This is a genomic window from Bacillus sp. HU-1818 (assembly GCF_022695965.1).
In the GTDB taxonomy this organism is placed as follows: Bacteria; Bacillota; Bacilli; order Bacillales; family Bacillaceae; genus Bacillus; species Bacillus atrophaeus.
Genome location: NZ_JAAPBE010000001.1, coordinates 258,951 through 276,675, shown reverse-complemented (window position 1 = coordinate 276,675; position 17,725 = coordinate 258,951). Strand labels below are relative to the sequence as shown.

Genomic DNA, 17,725 nt, shown 5'->3' with positions numbered 1-17,725 from the left:
GAAAAATGTATCTATACATATCTTGTTAACATATAAGGAGGAAATATAAATGGCTATTACTGCACAGCAAGTAAAAGAATTGCGTCAAAAAACAGGCGCAGGCATGATGGATTGTAAAAAAGCGTTAACTGAAACTGATGGTGATATGGACAAAGCAATCGACCTTCTTAGAGAAAAAGGAATTGCAAAAGCAGCGAAAAAAGCTGACCGTATCGCAGCTGAAGGTTCAACTCTTATTAAAACTGACGGCAACAAAGCTGTTATTTTAGAAGTAAACTCTGAAACAGATTTCGTTGCGAAAAACGAAGGCTTCAAAGAGCTTCTTGACACATTGGCTGACCACCTTCTTGCAAACGCTCCTGAAAGCGTTGAAGAAGCACTTGGACAAAAAATGGACAATGGCTCTACTGTAGAAGAGTACATTACAACTGCAGTTGCTAAAATCGGTGAAAAAATCACGCTTCGCCGTTTCACAGTGCTTACAAAAGACGACAGTGCTGCATTTGGTGCTTACCTGCACATGGGCGGCCGCATCGGTGTGTTAACGGTTCTTACCGGCACTACTGAAGAAGAAATTGCAAGAGATATCGCAATGCACGTTGCTGCGGTAAATCCTCGTTACATTTCTCGCGACCAAGTGTCTGAAGAAGAAACAAATCATGAGCGTCAAATCTTGACTCAGCAAGCTCTTCAAGAAGGCAAACCAGAAAATATCGTAGCAAAAATGGTTGAAGGCCGTTTGAACAAATTCTTCGAAGAAATCTGCCTTTTAGATCAGCCGTTTGTTAAAAACCCTGACGAAAGAGTAAAACAGGTTGTTGCTGCTAAAAACGCAACTGTTCAAACTTACGTCCGCTACGAAGTTGGAGAAGGCATTGAAAAACGCCAAGAAAACTTTGCTGAAGAAGTTATGAACCAAGTGAAAAAATAATGGTGAAAAGCTTCTGCGAGTCATTCGCGGCTTTTCAGGCAGTATAGGGGACACAACTTGTGTTCCCTATTTTTAAAACAATATTTACAAACCTTTTTTTCTCTTGCATAATAGTAAACGGCAATGTTTACACTTGGAGGTTATCATGGAAAAACCAAAATACAATCGTATCGTACTAAAGCTTAGCGGAGAAGCATTGGCGGGAGAACAGGGAAACGGAATTAATCCGACTGTCATTCAATCCATAGCGAAGCAAGTGAAAGAGATCGCTGAGCTTGAAGTCGAAGTAGCAGTTGTCGTAGGCGGAGGCAACTTATGGCGCGGCAAAACAGGCAGTGATTTAGGTATGGACCGCGCAACTGCGGACTATATGGGAATGCTTGCAACTGTTATGAACTCGCTTGCGCTTCAAGACAGCTTAGAAACTCTCGGAATCCAATCCAGAGTGCAGACATCTATTGAAATGCGGCAAGTTGCAGAACCGTATATTAGAAGAAAAGCCATTCGCCATTTGGAGAAAAAACGTGTCGTTATTTTTGCTGCGGGTACTGGAAATCCGTATTTCTCTACAGATACGACAGCCGCACTGCGGGCCGCTGAAATTGAAGCGGACGTTATTTTAATGGCTAAAAATAACGTAGACGGTGTGTATAATGCTGATCCTAGGAAAGATGAGTCAGCTGTGAAGTATGAATCACTCTCTTATCTTGACGTCTTAAAAGACGGACTGGAAGTCATGGATTCAACAGCTTCTTCTTTATGTATGGATAATGACATTCCGCTTATCGTCTTTTCTATTATGGAAGAAGGAAATATAAAGCGTGCCGTCACAGGCGAATCTATCGGAACGATCGTGAGGGGGAAATAACGTGTCAAACGAAGTATTAACAGAAACAAAAGAGCGGATGGAAAAGGCAGTTGCCGCTTACCAGCGTGAATTGGCGACTGTTCGTGCGGGCCGCGCAAATCCATCTTTATTAGACAAAGTAACAGTTGAATATTATGGAGCACAGACACCTTTAAACCAGCTGTCTTCTATTAATGTACCGGAAGCGCGTATGCTTGTTATCACACCATACGACAAGACGGCGATCGGTGATATCGAGAAAGCCATTCTTAAAGCGGATTTAGGCGTAACGCCGACAAGCGACGGGAATATTATCCGAATCGCTATCCCTGCCTTAACAGAAGAAAGACGTAAAGAATTGGTCAAGCTCGTCAAAAAATATGCTGAAGAAGCTAAGGTCGCTGTCCGAAACGTTCGCCGAGATGCAAATGATGATCTGAAAAAGCTTGAGAAAAACGGTGACATTACTGAGGATGAATTGCGGACTTCTAATGAAGATGTTCAAAAATTGACAGATGAATATGTGTCAAAAATTGACAGTGTCACAAAAGACAAAGAAAAAGAAATCATGGAAGTTTAATGAAAAACTATGTACAATAGATAATAGTGAAAAGACCCTCTCATGTTTACAGGGGGTTTTTTTGTTAATACTGTTGATTATCATTGGTCATCAGCAGGAATGCAACCTTTTTGGGTGACGGAGGAATCTCATGCTCAACATACTCAAAAATTGGAAGAATCAGCAAACAGCTGCTTCCAACTTAGAACGGTATACAAAAGAAGACATACTTAAGGGAGAAATCCCCGCGCATATTGCCATTATTATGGACGGAAACGGCCGTTGGGCTAAAAAGCGCGCACTTCCCCGGATTGCTGGCCACCACGAAGGGATGAAAGTGGTTAAAAGAACGACGAAGCTTGCAAATGAGCTGGGTGTTAAAGTGCTGTCTTTATATGCTTTTTCAACGGAAAACTGGAAACGTCCCAAGCCGGAAGTTGATTTCTTAATGAAGCTCCCGGAAGAATTTTTGAATACGTATCTTCCAGAGCTTGTAGAAGAAAATGTGCGGGTCCAAATTATGGGCGATCAGTCTACTCTCCCTGACCACACGCTTCGGGCAATGGAGAAGGCTGTGCGGGATACTGAGCAGAATGACGGGCTCATCCTTAATTTTGCGCTGAATTACGGCGGCCGTACAGAAATAGTGTGTGCAGCAAAATCACTCGCAGAAAAAGTGAAGGACGGGTCTTTGAATGTTGAAGACATTGATGAATCTCTTTTTTCGGACTATTTAATGACTGAATCTTTACAGGATCCTGAACTTTTGATTCGAACAAGCGGAGAAATCAGACTGAGTAATTTTATGCTTTGGCAGGTAGCTTACAGTGAATTTGTCTTTACGGACGTTCTTTGGCCTGATTTTAAAGAAAATGATTTCTTAAGAGCGTTAGGAGAATTTCAGCAGCGAGGCCGGAGGTTTGGCGGAATTTAGAGGATGGTGGAAATGAAACAAAGAATCTTGACAGGTGTTCTGGCAGCCGTTTTGTTTTTGGCTTTTGTTATTTACGGAGAACTGCCGTTCGCCATATTAGTTTATGTGATGGGCAGTGTGGCGCTGTTTGAGCTTTTACGGATGAAAAAGCTCAAACTTTTTTCACTTCCCGGATTGATCAGTCTGATCTTATTATGGCTGTTATTATTGCCAAGCCGATATGATTTATTTGAAGACATCGGCATCTCGAAAATGGAGACGGCGCTTTTTGCGGTGCTGCTTTTGCTGATCTACACAGTGCTGGTGAAAAACAATTTTACCTTTGATGACGCAGGATTTATCACACTTGCGACAATCTATATCGGAATGTGCTTTTATTATTTTATAGAAATCAGAAATATCAACCAAGGCGGACTTAGGTATATTTTTTATGCTTGCGTTGTCATTTGGTCAACGGATTCAGGCGCGTACTTTGTCGGAAAATCGCTAGGGAAGCGGAAGCTGTGGCCGGAAATCAGTCCGAATAAAACAGTTGAAGGTTTTGTCGGCGGCATCGTGATCTCCCTTATAGGCGCGACGATCTTTCAATTTTTCGCTGTAGTTCCGATACCTTATCTTTCACTGCTTTTCATTACGCTGTTTTTGTCTGTATTCGGCCAGATGGGGGATTTAGTAGAATCTGCACTGAAAAGACATTACGATGTGAAAGATTCGGGGAAGATTCTGCCTGGGCATGGCGGTATTTTAGACCGTTTTGACAGCTTTTTGTTTGTCATGCCGTTCTTGTACTTCCTGCTTGCCCTTTTTTCATAAAAAAGGCTAATATGAAGATGCAGAATGATCTGATAGCAAAAAGAATAGGAGTGGCGTTTTGAAGAATATTTGTCTTTTAGGAGCAACAGGATCGATTGGGGAACAGACGATTGATGTATTGCGGGCGCACCCAGACCAATTTCAGCTTGTGTCTATGACATTCGGCCGCAATGCGGAAAAGGCTGTCCCTATGATAGAAGCCTTTAAACCGAAATTTGTTGCAGTCGGTGATCAGGATACATATAACAAATTAAAACAAGTCTCTTTCTCTTATAATGTTCATATCGGCATCGGTGAAGAAGGCCTGATTGAAGCGGCGGTAATGGAAGAAGTCGATATTGTCGTAAATGCGCTGCTTGGCAGCGTAGGCTTAATTCCCACTTTAAAGGCGATTGAACAGAAAAAAACAATTGCGCTTGCAAATAAGGAAACTCTTGTCACGGCCGGGCATATAGTAAAAGAACACGCTAAAATCTACGGTGTCCCTCTATTGCCTGTTGACAGTGAGCATTCAGCAATTTTCCAAGCGTTGCAGGGAGAACAAAGTAAAAACATAGAACGCCTTATTATCACAGCTTCTGGGGGGAGTTTCAGAGACCGCACCCGAAAAGAGCTGGAATCAGTTACGATAGAGGATGCATTAAAGCACCCGAATTGGTCAATGGGTGCAAAAATCACCATTGATTCGGCTACAATGATGAATAAGGGGCTAGAGGTGATCGAAGCACATTGGCTTTTCGATATTCCGTATGAACAAATTGATGTCGTGTTACATAAGGAAAGCATCATCCATTCAATGGTAGAATTTCACGACAGAAGCGTGATCGCGCAGCTTGGCACTCCGGATATGAGAGTTCCGATTCAATACGCGCTCACCTACCCGGACCGGCTGCCGCTGCCGGAAGCAAAAAGGCTTGAGCTATGGGAAATCGGCAGCCTCCATTTTGAAAAAGCGGATTTCGAAAGGTTCCGCTGCTTACAATTTGCTTTTGATTCAGGTAAAATAGGAGGAACGATGCCTACGGTGCTAAACGCAGCGAACGAAACGGCAGTTGCCGCTTTTTTAGCCGGAGAGATTTCGTTTCTGTCTATTGAAGACCTCATTGAAAGGGCATTAAACCGACATCAAGTCATTCATCAGCCAAGCTTGTCGGACATTCAAGAAGTGGACAAAGATACACGGGGATACGTCAATTCAATACTCACATAAGGTGGTATGTTCGTGAATACAGTAATAGCGTTTATTATTATTTTCGGAACGCTCGTTTTCTTCCATGAACTGGGCCATTTATTGCTTGCCCAAAGAGCGGGAATCCTCTGCCGTGAATTTGCGATCGGCTTTGGTCCTAAAATTTTTTCTTTTAAGAAAAATGAAACGGTGTATACAATCAGGCTGCTTCCGGTCGGCGGGTTTGTCCGCATGGCCGGTGAAGATCCTGAGATGATTGAAGTTAAGCCGGGGTACACGGTCGGCCTTCTTTTTAATAAAGAGGACCAGGTTGAGAAGGTTATTATCAATCAGAAAGAAAAATACCCTGACGCTTTGGTCATCGAAGTGGAAACCGCTGACTTAGAACATGACATGAAAATCACCGGTTACGAACAGGGGAAAGAAGAAGAACTGTCAAGCTTCACTGTCAGCCAAACCTCTTTCTTTATCGTAGACGGAGAAGAAGTGCAGATTGCGCCATTTAACCGTCAGTTCGGTTCAAAACCCGTATGGCAGCGGATCAAGGCCATTGCCGCGGGTCCAATTATGAACTTTATATTGGCCTATGTCATCCTTGTTATGCTCGGTCTGATTCAAGGAGTGCCGTCAAATGAGCCGGTTCTCGGAAAACTGACTGACGATGGACGGGCTGCTGTCTCCGGATTAAAAGAAGGAGACTATATTCAAAGCATTAACGGAGAGAAAATGCGTTCTTGGACTGATATCGTCTCGGCCGTTAAAGAAAATCCGGACAAAGAAATGGACGTCGCTGTAAAGCGGGATAACAAAACGCTCCATATTTCTGTTACACCGGAAGCTGTAAAAGATGAGAACAAAAAAACGATCGGCCGTTTTGGCTCATATTCACCGACGGAAAAAGGGGTGCTTGCCTCTATCGCGTACGGTGCTACATCAACTGTCGATGTTACAAAAGCGATTTTAACCAATCTGGGTAAATTAGTGACTGGCCAATTTAAAATTGATATGCTTGCTGGCCCGGTTGGCATTTATGATATGACAGATCAAGTGGCAAAAACCGGTTTAATTAATTTATTTCAATTTGCCGCATTTTTAAGCATTAACCTTGGTATTGTCAATTTGCTTCCGATTCCTGCGCTTGACGGGGGAAGACTGTTATTCCTGTTTGTCGAAGCTGTTCGCGGGAAACCGATTAATCGTGACAAAGAGGCATTTGTTGTATTTATCGGGGTTGCTTTTCTAATGCTTCTCATGCTTGTTGTGACATGGAATGATATCCAGCGATTATTTTTATAAATTGAATAGTAAATGAATCAGAGGTGCGAAGAAATGAGACAAAGTTTGACGCTTATTCCTACCCTCCGCGAAGTTCCAGCTGATGCCGACGCAAAAAGTCATCAGCTTCTTCTGAGAGCGGGATTTATCAGACAGAATACAAGTGGGGTATACAGTTATATGCCTCTTGCGTATAAGGTCATTAAAAATATTCAAACCATAGTGCGTGAAGAATTGGAAAAAATCAATGCCGTCGAAATGCTGATGCCTGCGCTTCAGCAGGCTGAGACATGGCAGGAATCAGGCAGGTGGTACACTTACGGGCCTGAACTGATGAGACTGAAAGACCGCCATGGCCGTGAATTTGCTTTGGGGGCTACGCATGAAGAAGTGGTCACGTCACTTGTTCGTGATGAGGTTAAATCATATAAGCGCCTGCCTTTGACTCTTTATCAAATTCAATCTAAATTCAGAGATGAAAAACGTCCTCGTTTTGGCTTATTAAGAGGCCGTGAATTTATTATGAAGGATGCTTATTCATTTCATGCTTCCGAGGAAAGTTTGGATGAAACATACCAAAACATGTACGGCGCATATACAAATATTTTTGCACGCTGTGAATTGAATGTCAGACCTGTTATCGCTGATTCAGGCGCAATGGGCGGAAAAGACACGCATGAATTCATGGCGCTTTCCGAAATAGGGGAGGATACCATCGCATATTCAGATGAATCGACTTATGCGGCGAATATTGAAATGGCTGAAGTCATCAACAGGGACGCTTTCTCTTCAGAAGAGCCTAAAGCTTTAGAAAAGATTCACACACCTGATGTGAAAACAATCGAGGAGCTTTCTGGGTTTTTGAATATTTCCCCTGAGGCTTGCATTAAATCTGTGTTATGTAAAGCGGATGACCGCTTTGTCCTTGTATTGGTAAGAGGAGATCATGAGGTTAATGATATAAAAGTTAAAAACCTTCTTCAAGCAGATGTTGTCGAGCTTGCATCACGTGAAGAGGTCGTGCAGCAGCTCGGGACTGAACCTGGCTTCGTCGGACCTGTTGAGGTCAGCAAAGAAGTTGAGGTTTATGCTGATTTAGCTGTAAAAGCAATGGTAAACGCTGTTGCCGGAGCAAATGAACAAGATTATCATTATAAGAATGTTAATGTTGGCCGGGACGCTGCGATTAAGGAATACGCTGACCTTCGCTTTATTCAAGAAGGCGACCCGTCACCGGACGGCAAAGGAACAATCCGTTTTGCCGAAGGAATTGAAGTCGGACAAGTCTTTAAGCTTGGAACCCGTTATTCTGAAGCAATGAATGCGACATATCTTGATGAAAATGGGCGCTCACAGCCGATGCTCATGGGCTGCTACGGAATAGGCATTTCCAGAACGCTTTCCGCGATTGCCGAGCAGCATCATGATGAAAAAGGGCTGGTCTGGCCGAAAAGCGTCGCACCATATGATCTTCACATTTTGGCGCTGAATATGAAAAATGATGCCCAAAAGGAACTGGCTGAAAAGCTGTATGAAACATTCAAGACGGAAGGTTATGATGTCTTGTTTGATGACCGACCTGAGCGTGCGGGCGTTAAATTCGCTGATTCCGATTTGATCGGCCTTCCAATCAGAATTACAGTCGGCAAGCGGGCTGATGAAGGAATTGTTGAAGTGAAAATCCGCAAGACAGGTGAATCTTCAGAAGTATCAATTGAGGAATTATCTGACTTTATCAATAAGCAATAAACGTACTGATTTTAAGAAAAAACATGTTAAAATAGATAGAAAAGAAGGTACCTCATTGACAGAGGTACCTTCACTTATGAAGTTTTCTAGGGAGGGATACTGTCTTAATGGAACAGTTACCAGTAAACAGAAGACAGTTTCATATTCTTCTGCAGCAAATTAATATGACAGACGACACCTTCATGGCCTACTTTGAAGATGGCGAAATTGATAAGCTGACAATCCATAAAGCAGCTAAATCCTGGCATTTTCATTTTAAATTTAAAGCCCTGCTGCCATATAAAGTGTACGACGCGTTTATCATGAGATTAACTCAGGCATTTTCCCATATTGCGAAAGTTACGTGTTCAATTGAAGCGAGCGACACAGCAATTGATGAAGGGCTGATTCAGGATTACTGGACGCGCTGCATAGAGGAACTGCAAGGGATTTCACCGCCTATATTAACGTTATTAAATCAGCAAAAACCAAAGCTGAAGGGCAATAAACTGATCGTCAAGACAAAAACGGACACAGAAGCTTCCGCCCTTAAAAACAAATACAGTTCTTTAATTCAGACGAGCTACCGCCAGTTTGGCTTTCCAGATCTTCAGTTAGATGCTGAGATATTTGTATCTGATCAGGAAGTTCAAAAATTCCGGGAACAAAAACTTGCGGAAGATCAAGAACGGGCGATGCAGGCGCTGATTGAAATGGAGAAAAAAGAGAAAGAAAGTGATGACGATCAAGTGCCGTCAGGACCGCTTGTGATCGGCTATCAAATTAAAGACAGCGAAGAAATACGAACACTCGACAGCATTATGGACGAAGAACGGAGAATTACGGTCCAAGGCTATGTGTTTGATGCGGAGACCAGAGAACTTAAGAGCGGGCGCACTCTGTGCATCTTCAAAATCACTGACTATACAAACAGCATTTTAATCAAAATGTTTGCCAGAGAAAAAGAAGATGCCGCCGTGATGAAATCATTGAAAAAAGGAATGTGGGTCAAAGCGAGAGGCAGCATTCAAAATGATACCTTTGTCAGAGATTTGGTAATGATCGCAAATGATGTCAACGAAATTAAAGCAAAAACACGAGAAGACACGGCGCCAGAAGGAGAAAAAAGGGTCGAACTGCATTTGCATTCTCCAATGAGCCAGATGGACGCGGTTACGGGAGTAGGAAAGCTTGTTGAACAAGCGAAAAAATGGGGGCATGAAGCCATTGCCCTTACAGACCACGCTGTTGTCCAGTCGTTCCCTGACGCTTATGCGGCTGCTAAAAAGAACGGGATCAAAATGATTTACGGTATGGAAGCGAATATTGTCGATGATGGAGTTCCGATTGCATACAACCCGGCTCATCGTTTGCTTGAGGAAGACACATACATTGTGTTTGACGTAGAGACAACGGGCCTTTCAGCGGTATACGATACGATTATCGAGCTTGCGGCTGTCAAAATAAGAGGCGGGGAAATTATCGACAAATTTGAACGCTTTGCAAACCCGCACCATCCGCTGTCAGCAACAACGATTGAACTGACCGGAATTACCGATGATATGGTCAGGGATGCCCCTGATGTTATTGATGTGGTCAGGGATTTTAGGGAATGGATTGACGATGATATTCTTGTTGCCCATAACGCAAGCTTTGACATGGGATTCCTGAATGTGGCCTATAAACGCTTATTAAAGGTGGAGAAAGCGCAAAATCCGGTAATTGATACACTGGAGCTTGGCCGTTTTCTTTATCCTGAATTTAAAAATCACCGTCTTAATACGCTTTGTAAAAAGTTTGATATTGAGCTGACACAGCATCACCGTGCGATTTACGATGCCGAGGCAACGGGATATCTGCTTTTGAAAATGCTAAAAGACGCAGCCGAAAAAGACATTCAGTATCATGATCAGCTCAATGAAAATATGGGCCAGTCGAACGCTTACCAGAGATCAAGACCTTATCATGCGACACTGCTCGCCGTAAATGATACCGGCCTGAAAAATCTCTTTAAACTTGTGTCGCTGTCACATATTCATTATTTTTACAGAGTTCCGCGGATTCCAAGATCCCAGCTGGAAAAGTATCGTGAAGGTCTTTTAATCGGTTCTGCCTGCGACAGGGGCGAGGTGTTTGAAGGAATGATGCAAAAATCCCCTGAAGAAGTTGAAGATATTGCATCTTTCTACGATTATCTCGAAGTCCAGCCTCCTGAGGTATATCGGCACCTTCTGCAGCTCGAGCTTGTCCGTGATGAAAAAGCGTTAAAAGAAATCATTACTAATATCACGAAACTCGGAGAAAAACTGGATAAACCTGTCGTTGCTACAGGGAATGTCCACTATTTAAATGACGAGGACAAAATTTACCGGAAAATCTTAATTTCCTCCCAAGGCGGAGCCAACCCTCTTAACAGACATGAGCTGCCGAAGGTTCATTTCAGAACGACAGATGAAATGCTCGAAGCTTTTTCATTTTTAGGCGCGGAAAAAGCGAAGGAAATCGTTGTGGCCAATACGCAAAAGGTGGCATCTATGATAGAGGAAATCAAGCCGATTAAGGATGATTTATACACGCCGAAAATTGAAGGTGCCGACCAGGAAATCCGGGATATGAGCTACCAGCGTGCAAGAAGTATTTACGGTGAGGATCTTCCTGAAATCGTAGAGGCGCGTATAGAAAAAGAACTAAAAAGTATTATCGGCCATGGGTTTGCGGTTATTTATCTGATTTCTCATAAACTGGTTAAGCGATCGCTTGATGACGGCTATCTTGTCGGTTCCAGGGGATCAGTAGGTTCATCGCTTGTCGCAACCCTGACAGAAATCACAGAGGTGAATCCTCTTGCGCCGCACTATGTATGTCCGGAGTGCCGGCATTCCGAATTTTTTAATGACGGTTCTGTCGGCTCAGGTTTTGACCTGCCAGACAAAATGTGTCCGAATTGCAATACGCCTTTGAAAAAAGATGGACATGATATCCCGTTTGAAACATTTTTGGGATTCAAAGGAGATAAAGTTCCTGATATCGATTTGAACTTCTCTGGGGAATATCAGCCGCATGCCCACAACTATACAAAGGTTTTGTTTGGAGAAGATAATGTGTATCGTGCGGGTACAATCGGTACAGTTGCTGAAAAAACCGCCTATGGTTATGTAAAAGGCTATGCCGGAGACCATAACCTTCATATGAGGGGTGCGGAAATAGACCGCCTTGTGCAAGGCTGTACTGGCGTTAAAAGAACAACAGGGCAGCATCCGGGGGGAATTATCGTTGTTCCCGATTATATGGATATTTATGATTTTTCACCGATCCAGTTCCCGGCAGATGCGACAGGTTCTGAATGGAAAACGACTCATTTTGACTTTCACTCCATCCATGATAACTTGCTGAAGCTTGATATACTGGGGCACGATGACCCGACGGTGATACGGATGCTGCAGGATTTGAGCGGGATTGATCCAAAAACCATTCCGACTGATGATCCTGAAGTGATGAAAATTTTTCAGGGTACAGAATCTCTCGGAGTTACAGAAGAACAGATTGGCTGTAAAACCGGAACACTCGGTATTCCGGAGTTCGGAACCCGATTTGTCCGTCAAATGCTTGAAGATACAAAACCGACAACATTTTCTGAGCTTGTTCAGATATCCGGCCTATCACATGGGACCGATGTTTGGCTTGGCAATGCGCAAGAGCTGATTCACAATAATATTTGTGAGCTGAGTGAAGTTATCGGATGCCGTGATGACATTATGGTCTATTTAATCTATCAGGGGCTTGAACCGTCACTGGCTTTTAAAATTATGGAATTTGTCCGTAAGGGTAAAGGCTTGACTCCTGAATGGGAAGAGGAAATGAAAAATAATAAAGTGCCTGATTGGTATATTGATTCCTGTAAAAAGATTAAATATATGTTCCCGAAAGCCCACGCCGCGGCTTATGTCTTAATGGCAGTCCGGATTGCTTACTTTAAGGTCCATCATGCATTGCTTTATTACGCTGCCTATTTTACAGTTCGGGCAGATGACTTTGACATAGACACGATGATCAAAGGATCTACAGCGATCAAAGCCGTCATGGATGACATTAACTCGAAAGGGCTCGATGCTTCGCCGAAAGAAAAAAACCTTCTGACTGTGCTGGAATTGGCGCGTGAAATGTGTGAAAGAGGCTATTCGTTCCAAAAAGTCGATTTATACCGCTCAAGCGCTTCTGAATTTATCATTGACGGCAACAGTCTCATCCCGCCGTTTAATTCCATTCCGGGATTAGGGACAAACGCCGCGCTTAACATTGTTAAGGCGCGCGGAGAAGGCGAATTCCTTTCTAAAGAAGACTTGCAAAAAAGAGGGAAAGTCTCGAAAACGATATTAGAGTACTTGGATCGCCATGGCTGTTTAGAAGCTTTGCCGGATCAAAACCAGCTGTCGTTATTTTAATCACCGGACGCTGCTTTTTACACCTGTAAAAGAAGGGGCTTCTAGAGCTGAAAAACGGGAATGATTTCCTTCATTACCGATACAGAAGCCCGAGTATAAGTGCATATTCATTTGCATAAAAAATATGGTTATGGTATAGTTTTATTGGAAATGCTAACGATTACCGAGGCAAAGAGTGGGGAAACCCGCTCTTTTGTATTGAACAGGCAATTTTGTCTCGACATGTTCATCGTTTTTTTCTTAGCCCCTGCTCTCTTGAAGCAGGGTTTTTATGCAGAGAAGATGAGATGAACGTGATATCGCAAGCACAAGGAGGAAAAGAATGAGCAAAAAAGTGATTGATACCGCTCGAGAAATGGCTCAGCCAATAGCAGACAATCTTCAGCTTGAACTCGTTGACATCGAATTTGTCAAAGAGGGTCAAAACTGGTTCCTTCGCGTGTTTATTGATTCCGATAACGGGGTTGATATTGAGGAATGTGCCAAAGTAAGCGAATTATTGAGCGAAAAGCTTGATGAGGCCGATCCAATCAGCCAAAATTACTTTCTTGAAGTATCTTCTCCTGGAGCCGAGCGTCCGTTAAAGAAAAAAGCTGACTTCGACAGATCACTTGGAAAAAATGTTTATATTAAAACGTATGAGCCGATTGACGGCGTAAAAGTGTTTGAAGGCGAACTGGCCGAATTTGATGGACAAACCGTGACAGTGGAAATGACAATCAAAACAAGAAAGAAACGGATCAATATTCCGTACGAGAAAATAGCTAATGCAAGATTAGCTGTTTCATTCCAATAATATAGGTGTTTTAAGGGGGGAGACCGTTAACATGAGCAGTGAATTATTAGATGCCCTCACCATTCTTGAAAAAGAAAAAGGCATCAGTAAAGACATTATCATTGAAGCAATTGAAGCTGCGTTAATTTCTGCTTATAAGCGGAATTTTAACCAGGCGCAAAACGTACGGGTGGACTTGAACCGTGAAACTGGAACCATCCGTGTATTTGCAAGAAAAGACGTCGTCGACGAAGTGTACGATCCACGATTGGAAATCTCGATTGACGATGCGCACGCGATTGACCCGAACTATGTTGTCGGCGATGTCGTTGAGATTGAAGTAACGCCTAAAGACTTTGGGCGAATCGCTGCTCAAACGGCGAAACAAGTCGTGACACAGCGTGTTCGCGAAGCTGAGCGCGGCGTGATTTATACTGAGTTTATCGACCGTGAAGAAGACATTATGACAGGGATCGTACAGCGCCTTGACAACAAGTTTATTTACGTATCTTTAGGCAAAATTGAAGCACTTCTGCCGGTTAATGAGCAAATGCCGAATGAAAGCTACAAACCGCATGACCGCATTAAGGTATTCATCACAAAAGTAGAAAAAACGACGAAAGGGCCGCAAATTTATGTGTCAAGAACACATCCCGGGCTTTTGAAGCGTCTTTTTGAAATTGAAGTGCCTGAGATTTATGATGGAACTGTCGAACTGAAATCTGTTGCCAGAGAAGCCGGAGACCGTTCGAAAATTTCTGTCCGCACAGATGATCCTGATGTCGATCCGGTCGGTTCTTGCGTCGGGCCTAAAGGCCAGCGCGTCCAGGCGATTGTCAACGAGCTGAAAGGCGAAAAAATTGACATTGTCAACTGGTCAAATGATCCTGTAGAATTTGTGGCGAACGCGCTCAGCCCTTCAAAAGTGCTGGATGTAATCGTTAATGAAGAGGAAAAAGCGACTACTGTCATTGTTCCTGATTATCAGCTTTCACTGGCGATCGGCAAAAGAGGGCAGAACGCCCGCTTAGCTGCTAAACTGACAAGCTGGAAGATTGATATTAAAAGCGAAACAGACGCAAGAGAGCTTGGGATTTATCCAAGAGAGCTTGAAGAAGACTTAGACGAACCGCTCTTTACGGAGCCTGAATCTGCAGAATCGGATGAATAAGAGGTGACTTTAGGTGAATAACCGCAAAAAGATCCCGTTGCGTAAATGTGTAGTGACTGGTGAAATGAAGCCTAAAAAGGAACTGATCCGAGTCGTACGTTCGAAAGAAGGGGAGATCGCAGTAGATCCGACTGGAAAAAAGAACGGGCGGGGTGCTTATTTAACTTTGGAAAAAGAATGCATCTTAGCTGCAAAAAAGAAAAACACTCTGCAAAACCAATTTCAATCACAAATCGATGACCAGATTTTCGAAGAATTGCTGGAACTGGCGGAAAAGGTGAAAAAATAACATGTCTGGAATGGAATGGTTTCCCTTGCTGGGTCTGGCCAATCGAGCTCGTAAGGTCGTGTCAGGCGAGGACTTGGTTATTAAAGAAATCAGGAATGCGCGTGCAAAACTTGTCCTGCTGACAGAGGATGCATCTTTTAACACAGCAAAAAAAGTATCCGACAAGTGCAATTATTATAAAGTCCCTTATAAAAAAGTAGCGGATCGCGCGGTTCTAGGACGCTCTATCGGTAAAGAATCCCGTGTCGTTGTCGCCGTCACTGACCAAGGTTTTGCGAATAAGCTGATCAGCTTGCTCGATTAATATTTTTGGGGGTGAACGAATGGCTAAAATGAGAGTATATGAATATGCAAAAGCCATAAATGTTTCAAGTAAGGAAATTTTAACCGCGCTTAAAAACATGAACATGGAAGTCAATAATCACATGGCGATGATTGAAGAAAGTGCCATTAAACAGCTTGATGCTAAATTTAAAAAAGGCGGTGCTCCCGCTAAATCTCAAAAGCCTGCGGAAACGAACAAAGAGAAACAGCCGCAAGGAGGAAACCAGCAGCAATCTGCTGGGAATCAGCCAAACAAAATTCGAGACGGAAAGAAGAATGACGTGCAGAATAATCAATTTAACAAAAACAAGAAGAACAACAACAACAACAACAACAAAAAAAATAAACGCAATAACAACAACAAAAATCAAAATTATAACCAGCAAAAACCGATGAAGCCGAAAAAAGAGCTTCCTGAAAAAATCACATTCTCAGGCACTTTAACAGTCGGCGCTTTGGCGGAAGAGCTTGGCAAAGAACCGTCTGAACTCATCAAAAAGCTGATGCTGCTTGGTGTTATGGCTACCATTAACCAAGAGCTTGATAAAGACACCATTGAACTGATTGCCTCAGAATACGGTGTGGAAACTGAAGAAGTCATCGTGCTTGAAGAAACAGAACTTGAAAAGTACGAAGAGGCTGATAAAGAAGAAGATCTTCAAATCCGACCACCTGTTGTAACAATCATGGGTCACGTTGACCACGGGAAAACAACGCTTCTTGACAGCATCCGTAAAACAAAGGTTGTTGAAGGGGAAGCAGGCGGTATCACACAGCATATCGGCGCTTATCAAATTGAAGAAAATGGCAAAAAAATTACGTTCTTGGATACACCAGGTCACGCCGCGTTTACGACAATGCGTGCCCGCGGAGCGGAAGTAACCGATATTACGATTTTAGTCGTTGCAGCGGATGACGGCGTTATGCCTCAAACGGTTGAAGCGATTAATCATGCGAAAGCGGCTGAGGTTCCGATTATTGTCGCGGTGAATAAAATTGATAAAGAAAGTGCCAATCCTGACCGTGTGATGCAGGAGCTTACAGAATACGGACTTGTTCCTGAAGCATGGGGCGGAGAAACGATTTTCGTACCTCTTTCTGCACTTTCGGGAAAAGGCATTGATGAATTAGTTGAAATGATTTTGCTTGTCAGTGAAGTAGAAGAACTGAAAGCAAATCCGAACCGCCAGGCGAAAGGAACTGTTATTGAAGCAGAGCTTGATAAAGGCAGAGGTTCTGTTGCCACATTGCTCGTTCAGACAGGAACTCTTCATGTCGGCGATCCGATTGTTGTCGGCAACACATTTGGCCGCGTGCGTGCGATGGTGAATGATCTGGGAAGACGTGTGAAAACGGCAGGTCCGTCAACACCTGTAGAAATCACAGGCCTAAACGAAGTGCCGCATGCCGGAGATCAATTCCTTGTCTTTAAAGACGAAAAAACTGCCCGTTCTGTTGGTGAAGCACGTGCGTCTAAACAGGTTGAAGAACAGCGCAGCGACAAAGCTAAGCTAAGTCTTGATGATCTGTTTGAGCAAATCAAACAAGGTGATGTGAAAGATATCAACTTGATTGTAAAAGCTGACGTTCAAGGTTCTGCTGAAGCATTAACAGCCGCTCTTCAAAAAATTGAAGTAGAAGGCGTTAAGGTCAAAATCATTCATACCGGAGTCGGCGCAATTACAGAATCAGATATTATTTTAGCTTCCGCTTCTAATGCAATAGTTATTGGGTTTAATGTGAGACCTGACGGAAATGCTAAGAGTACGGCTGAAGCTGAAAACGTTGATATTCGTCTTCACCGTATTATTTACAAAGTCATCGACGAGATTGAAGCGGCGATGAAAGGCATGTTAGATCCTGAATACGAAGAAAAAGTGATCGGTCAGGTTGAAGTCCGTCAAACCTTTAAAGTGTCTAAGATTGGTACGATCGCAGGCGGTTACGTGACTGAAGGAACGATTACCCGTGACAGCGGCCTTCGTTTAATCCGTGACGGCATTGTTATCTTTGAAGGTGAAGTAGATGTATTAAAACGCTTTAAAGACGACGTGAAAGAAGTTTCACAAGGATACGAATGTGGTATTACTATTAAGAAATACAATGACATTCGCGAAGGTGACATTATGGAAGCTTATGTCATGCAGGAAATTGAAAGAAAGTGATCGGATTTGCGGAATGTGAATGCATCATTTATGATGCAGGATCACTAAAAGAAAAGCGCGCTGTCCTGAAGCGGATTATCACTAGGGTCCGGAATAAGTTCAATGTATCTGTTTCAGAGATTGACTACCAGGATACCTGGCAAAGAACCAGCTTTGGGATCGCCGCTGTTTCTTCCTCTCGCGTTCAGGCAGAAAAGGAATTGCAGCGCGTGCTCGCGTTTATTGATTCCTTTCCTGAAATTGAACGGACGATCACTAGAACAGAGTGGTTTTAACTTTAGAG

Annotated in this window: 15 protein-coding genes; all 15 read left to right on the top strand. The window is 43.2% G+C overall.

The window, feature by feature from the left end:
* Nucleotides 1–49 precede the first annotated feature (49 nt).
* A complete protein-coding gene (gene tsf / locus GXP75_RS01115; protein ID WP_061571578.1) occupies nt 50–931 on the top strand; it encodes a translation elongation factor Ts in 882 nt (293 codons plus the stop codon).
* A 145-nt stretch (nt 932–1,076) separates the two neighbouring features.
* Nucleotides 1,077–1,799 (top strand): UMP kinase, encoded by a 723-nt coding sequence (pyrH, locus tag GXP75_RS01110; protein WP_003328912.1) that lies wholly within the window; start codon nt 1,077–1,079, stop codon nt 1,797–1,799.
* Nucleotide 1,800: 1 nt separating this feature from the next.
* Nucleotides 1,801–2,358 carry a ribosome recycling factor gene (gene frr / locus GXP75_RS01105; protein ID WP_003328911.1) on the top strand — a complete coding sequence of 186 codons (558 nt, stop codon included), beginning with the start codon at nt 1,801–1,803 and terminating at the stop codon, nt 2,356–2,358.
* Nucleotides 2,359–2,488: 130 nt separating this feature from the next.
* Nucleotides 2,489–3,271, top strand: a complete 783-nt coding sequence (locus GXP75_RS01100) for an undecaprenyl pyrophosphate synthase (RefSeq protein WP_150223856.1) — start codon at nt 2,489–2,491, stop codon at nt 3,269–3,271.
* Between the two features lie 3 nt (nt 3,272–3,274).
* Nucleotides 3,275–4,084: a phosphatidate cytidylyltransferase gene (gene cdsA, locus GXP75_RS01095; RefSeq protein WP_242555980.1), complete on the top strand. Its 810-nt coding sequence runs from the start codon at nt 3,275–3,277 to the stop codon at nt 4,082–4,084.
* Nucleotides 4,085–4,142: 58 nt separating this feature from the next.
* On the top strand, nt 4,143–5,294 hold the full coding sequence (dxr, locus tag GXP75_RS01090; protein WP_003328908.1) for a 1-deoxy-D-xylulose-5-phosphate reductoisomerase: 1,152 nt from the start codon (nt 4,143–4,145) through the stop codon (nt 5,292–5,294).
* Nucleotides 5,295–5,300: 6 nt separating this feature from the next.
* The gene (gene rseP / locus GXP75_RS01085) at nt 5,301–6,569 is read left to right on the top strand and encodes an RIP metalloprotease RseP (protein ID WP_242555979.1); all 1,269 of its coding nucleotides are present in this window, start codon (nt 5,301–5,303) and stop codon (nt 6,567–6,569) included.
* A gap of 33 nt (nt 6,570–6,602) precedes the next feature.
* Nucleotides 6,603–8,297 (top strand): proline--tRNA ligase, encoded by a 1,695-nt coding sequence (gene proS, locus GXP75_RS01080; protein ID WP_214914551.1) that lies wholly within the window; start codon nt 6,603–6,605, stop codon nt 8,295–8,297.
* Nucleotides 8,298–8,404: 107 nt separating this feature from the next.
* Nucleotides 8,405–12,718, top strand: a complete 4,314-nt coding sequence (locus tag GXP75_RS01075) for a PolC-type DNA polymerase III (protein WP_061571584.1) — start codon at nt 8,405–8,407, stop codon at nt 12,716–12,718.
* Between the two features lie 322 nt (nt 12,719–13,040).
* Nucleotides 13,041–13,514: a ribosome maturation factor RimP gene (gene rimP / locus GXP75_RS01070; RefSeq protein WP_003328902.1), complete on the top strand. Its 474-nt coding sequence runs from the start codon at nt 13,041–13,043 to the stop codon at nt 13,512–13,514.
* 31 nt (nt 13,515–13,545) lie between these two features.
* The gene (gene nusA / locus GXP75_RS01065) at nt 13,546–14,664 is read left to right on the top strand and encodes a transcription termination factor NusA (RefSeq protein WP_003328901.1); all 1,119 of its coding nucleotides are present in this window, start codon (nt 13,546–13,548) and stop codon (nt 14,662–14,664) included.
* 13 nt (nt 14,665–14,677) lie between these two features.
* Nucleotides 14,678–14,953, top strand: coding sequence for a glucose-induced regulator RulR (gene rulR / locus GXP75_RS01060; protein WP_003328900.1), 276 nt, complete (start codon nt 14,678–14,680; stop codon nt 14,951–14,953).
* A gap of 1 nt (nt 14,954) precedes the next feature.
* Complete coding sequence (locus GXP75_RS01055) at nt 14,955–15,257, top strand: YlxQ family RNA-binding protein (RefSeq protein WP_003328899.1); 303 nt, start codon at nt 14,955–14,957, stop codon at nt 15,255–15,257.
* 19 nt (nt 15,258–15,276) lie between these two features.
* A complete protein-coding gene (gene infB, locus GXP75_RS01050) occupies nt 15,277–17,442 on the top strand; it encodes a translation initiation factor IF-2 (protein WP_242555978.1) in 2,166 nt (721 codons plus the stop codon).
* On the top strand, nt 17,439–17,717 hold the full coding sequence (locus GXP75_RS01045) for a DUF503 domain-containing protein (protein WP_003328897.1): 279 nt from the start codon (nt 17,439–17,441) through the stop codon (nt 17,715–17,717). Before infB ends, GXP75_RS01045 begins: the two co-directional genes overlap by 4 nt.
* Nucleotides 17,718–17,725 lie beyond the last annotated feature (8 nt).

Coding starts and splice junctions, on each gene's coding strand:
- GXP75_RS01100 (WP_150223856.1), top strand. CDS start 2,489: ATGCTCAACATACTCAAAAATTGGAAGAATCAGCAAACAGCTGCTTCC.
- proS (WP_214914551.1), top strand. CDS start 6,603: ATGAGACAAAGTTTGACGCTTATTCCTACCCTCCGCGAAGTTCCAGCT.
- rimP (WP_003328902.1), top strand. CDS start 13,041: ATGAGCAAAAAAGTGATTGATACCGCTCGAGAAATGGCTCAGCCAATA.
- tsf (WP_061571578.1), top strand. CDS start 50: ATGGCTATTACTGCACAGCAAGTAAAAGAATTGCGTCAAAAAACAGGC.
- pyrH (WP_003328912.1), top strand. CDS start 1,077: ATGGAAAAACCAAAATACAATCGTATCGTACTAAAGCTTAGCGGAGAA.
- GXP75_RS01075 (WP_061571584.1), top strand. CDS start 8,405: ATGGAACAGTTACCAGTAAACAGAAGACAGTTTCATATTCTTCTGCAG.
- nusA (WP_003328901.1), top strand. CDS start 13,546: ATGAGCAGTGAATTATTAGATGCCCTCACCATTCTTGAAAAAGAAAAA.
- GXP75_RS01055 (WP_003328899.1), top strand. CDS start 14,955: ATGTCTGGAATGGAATGGTTTCCCTTGCTGGGTCTGGCCAATCGAGCT.
- rseP (WP_242555979.1), top strand. CDS start 5,301: ATGTTCGTGAATACAGTAATAGCGTTTATTATTATTTTCGGAACGCTC.
- infB (WP_242555978.1), top strand. CDS start 15,277: ATGGCTAAAATGAGAGTATATGAATATGCAAAAGCCATAAATGTTTCA.
- cdsA (WP_242555980.1), top strand. CDS start 3,275: ATGGTGGAAATGAAACAAAGAATCTTGACAGGTGTTCTGGCAGCCGTT.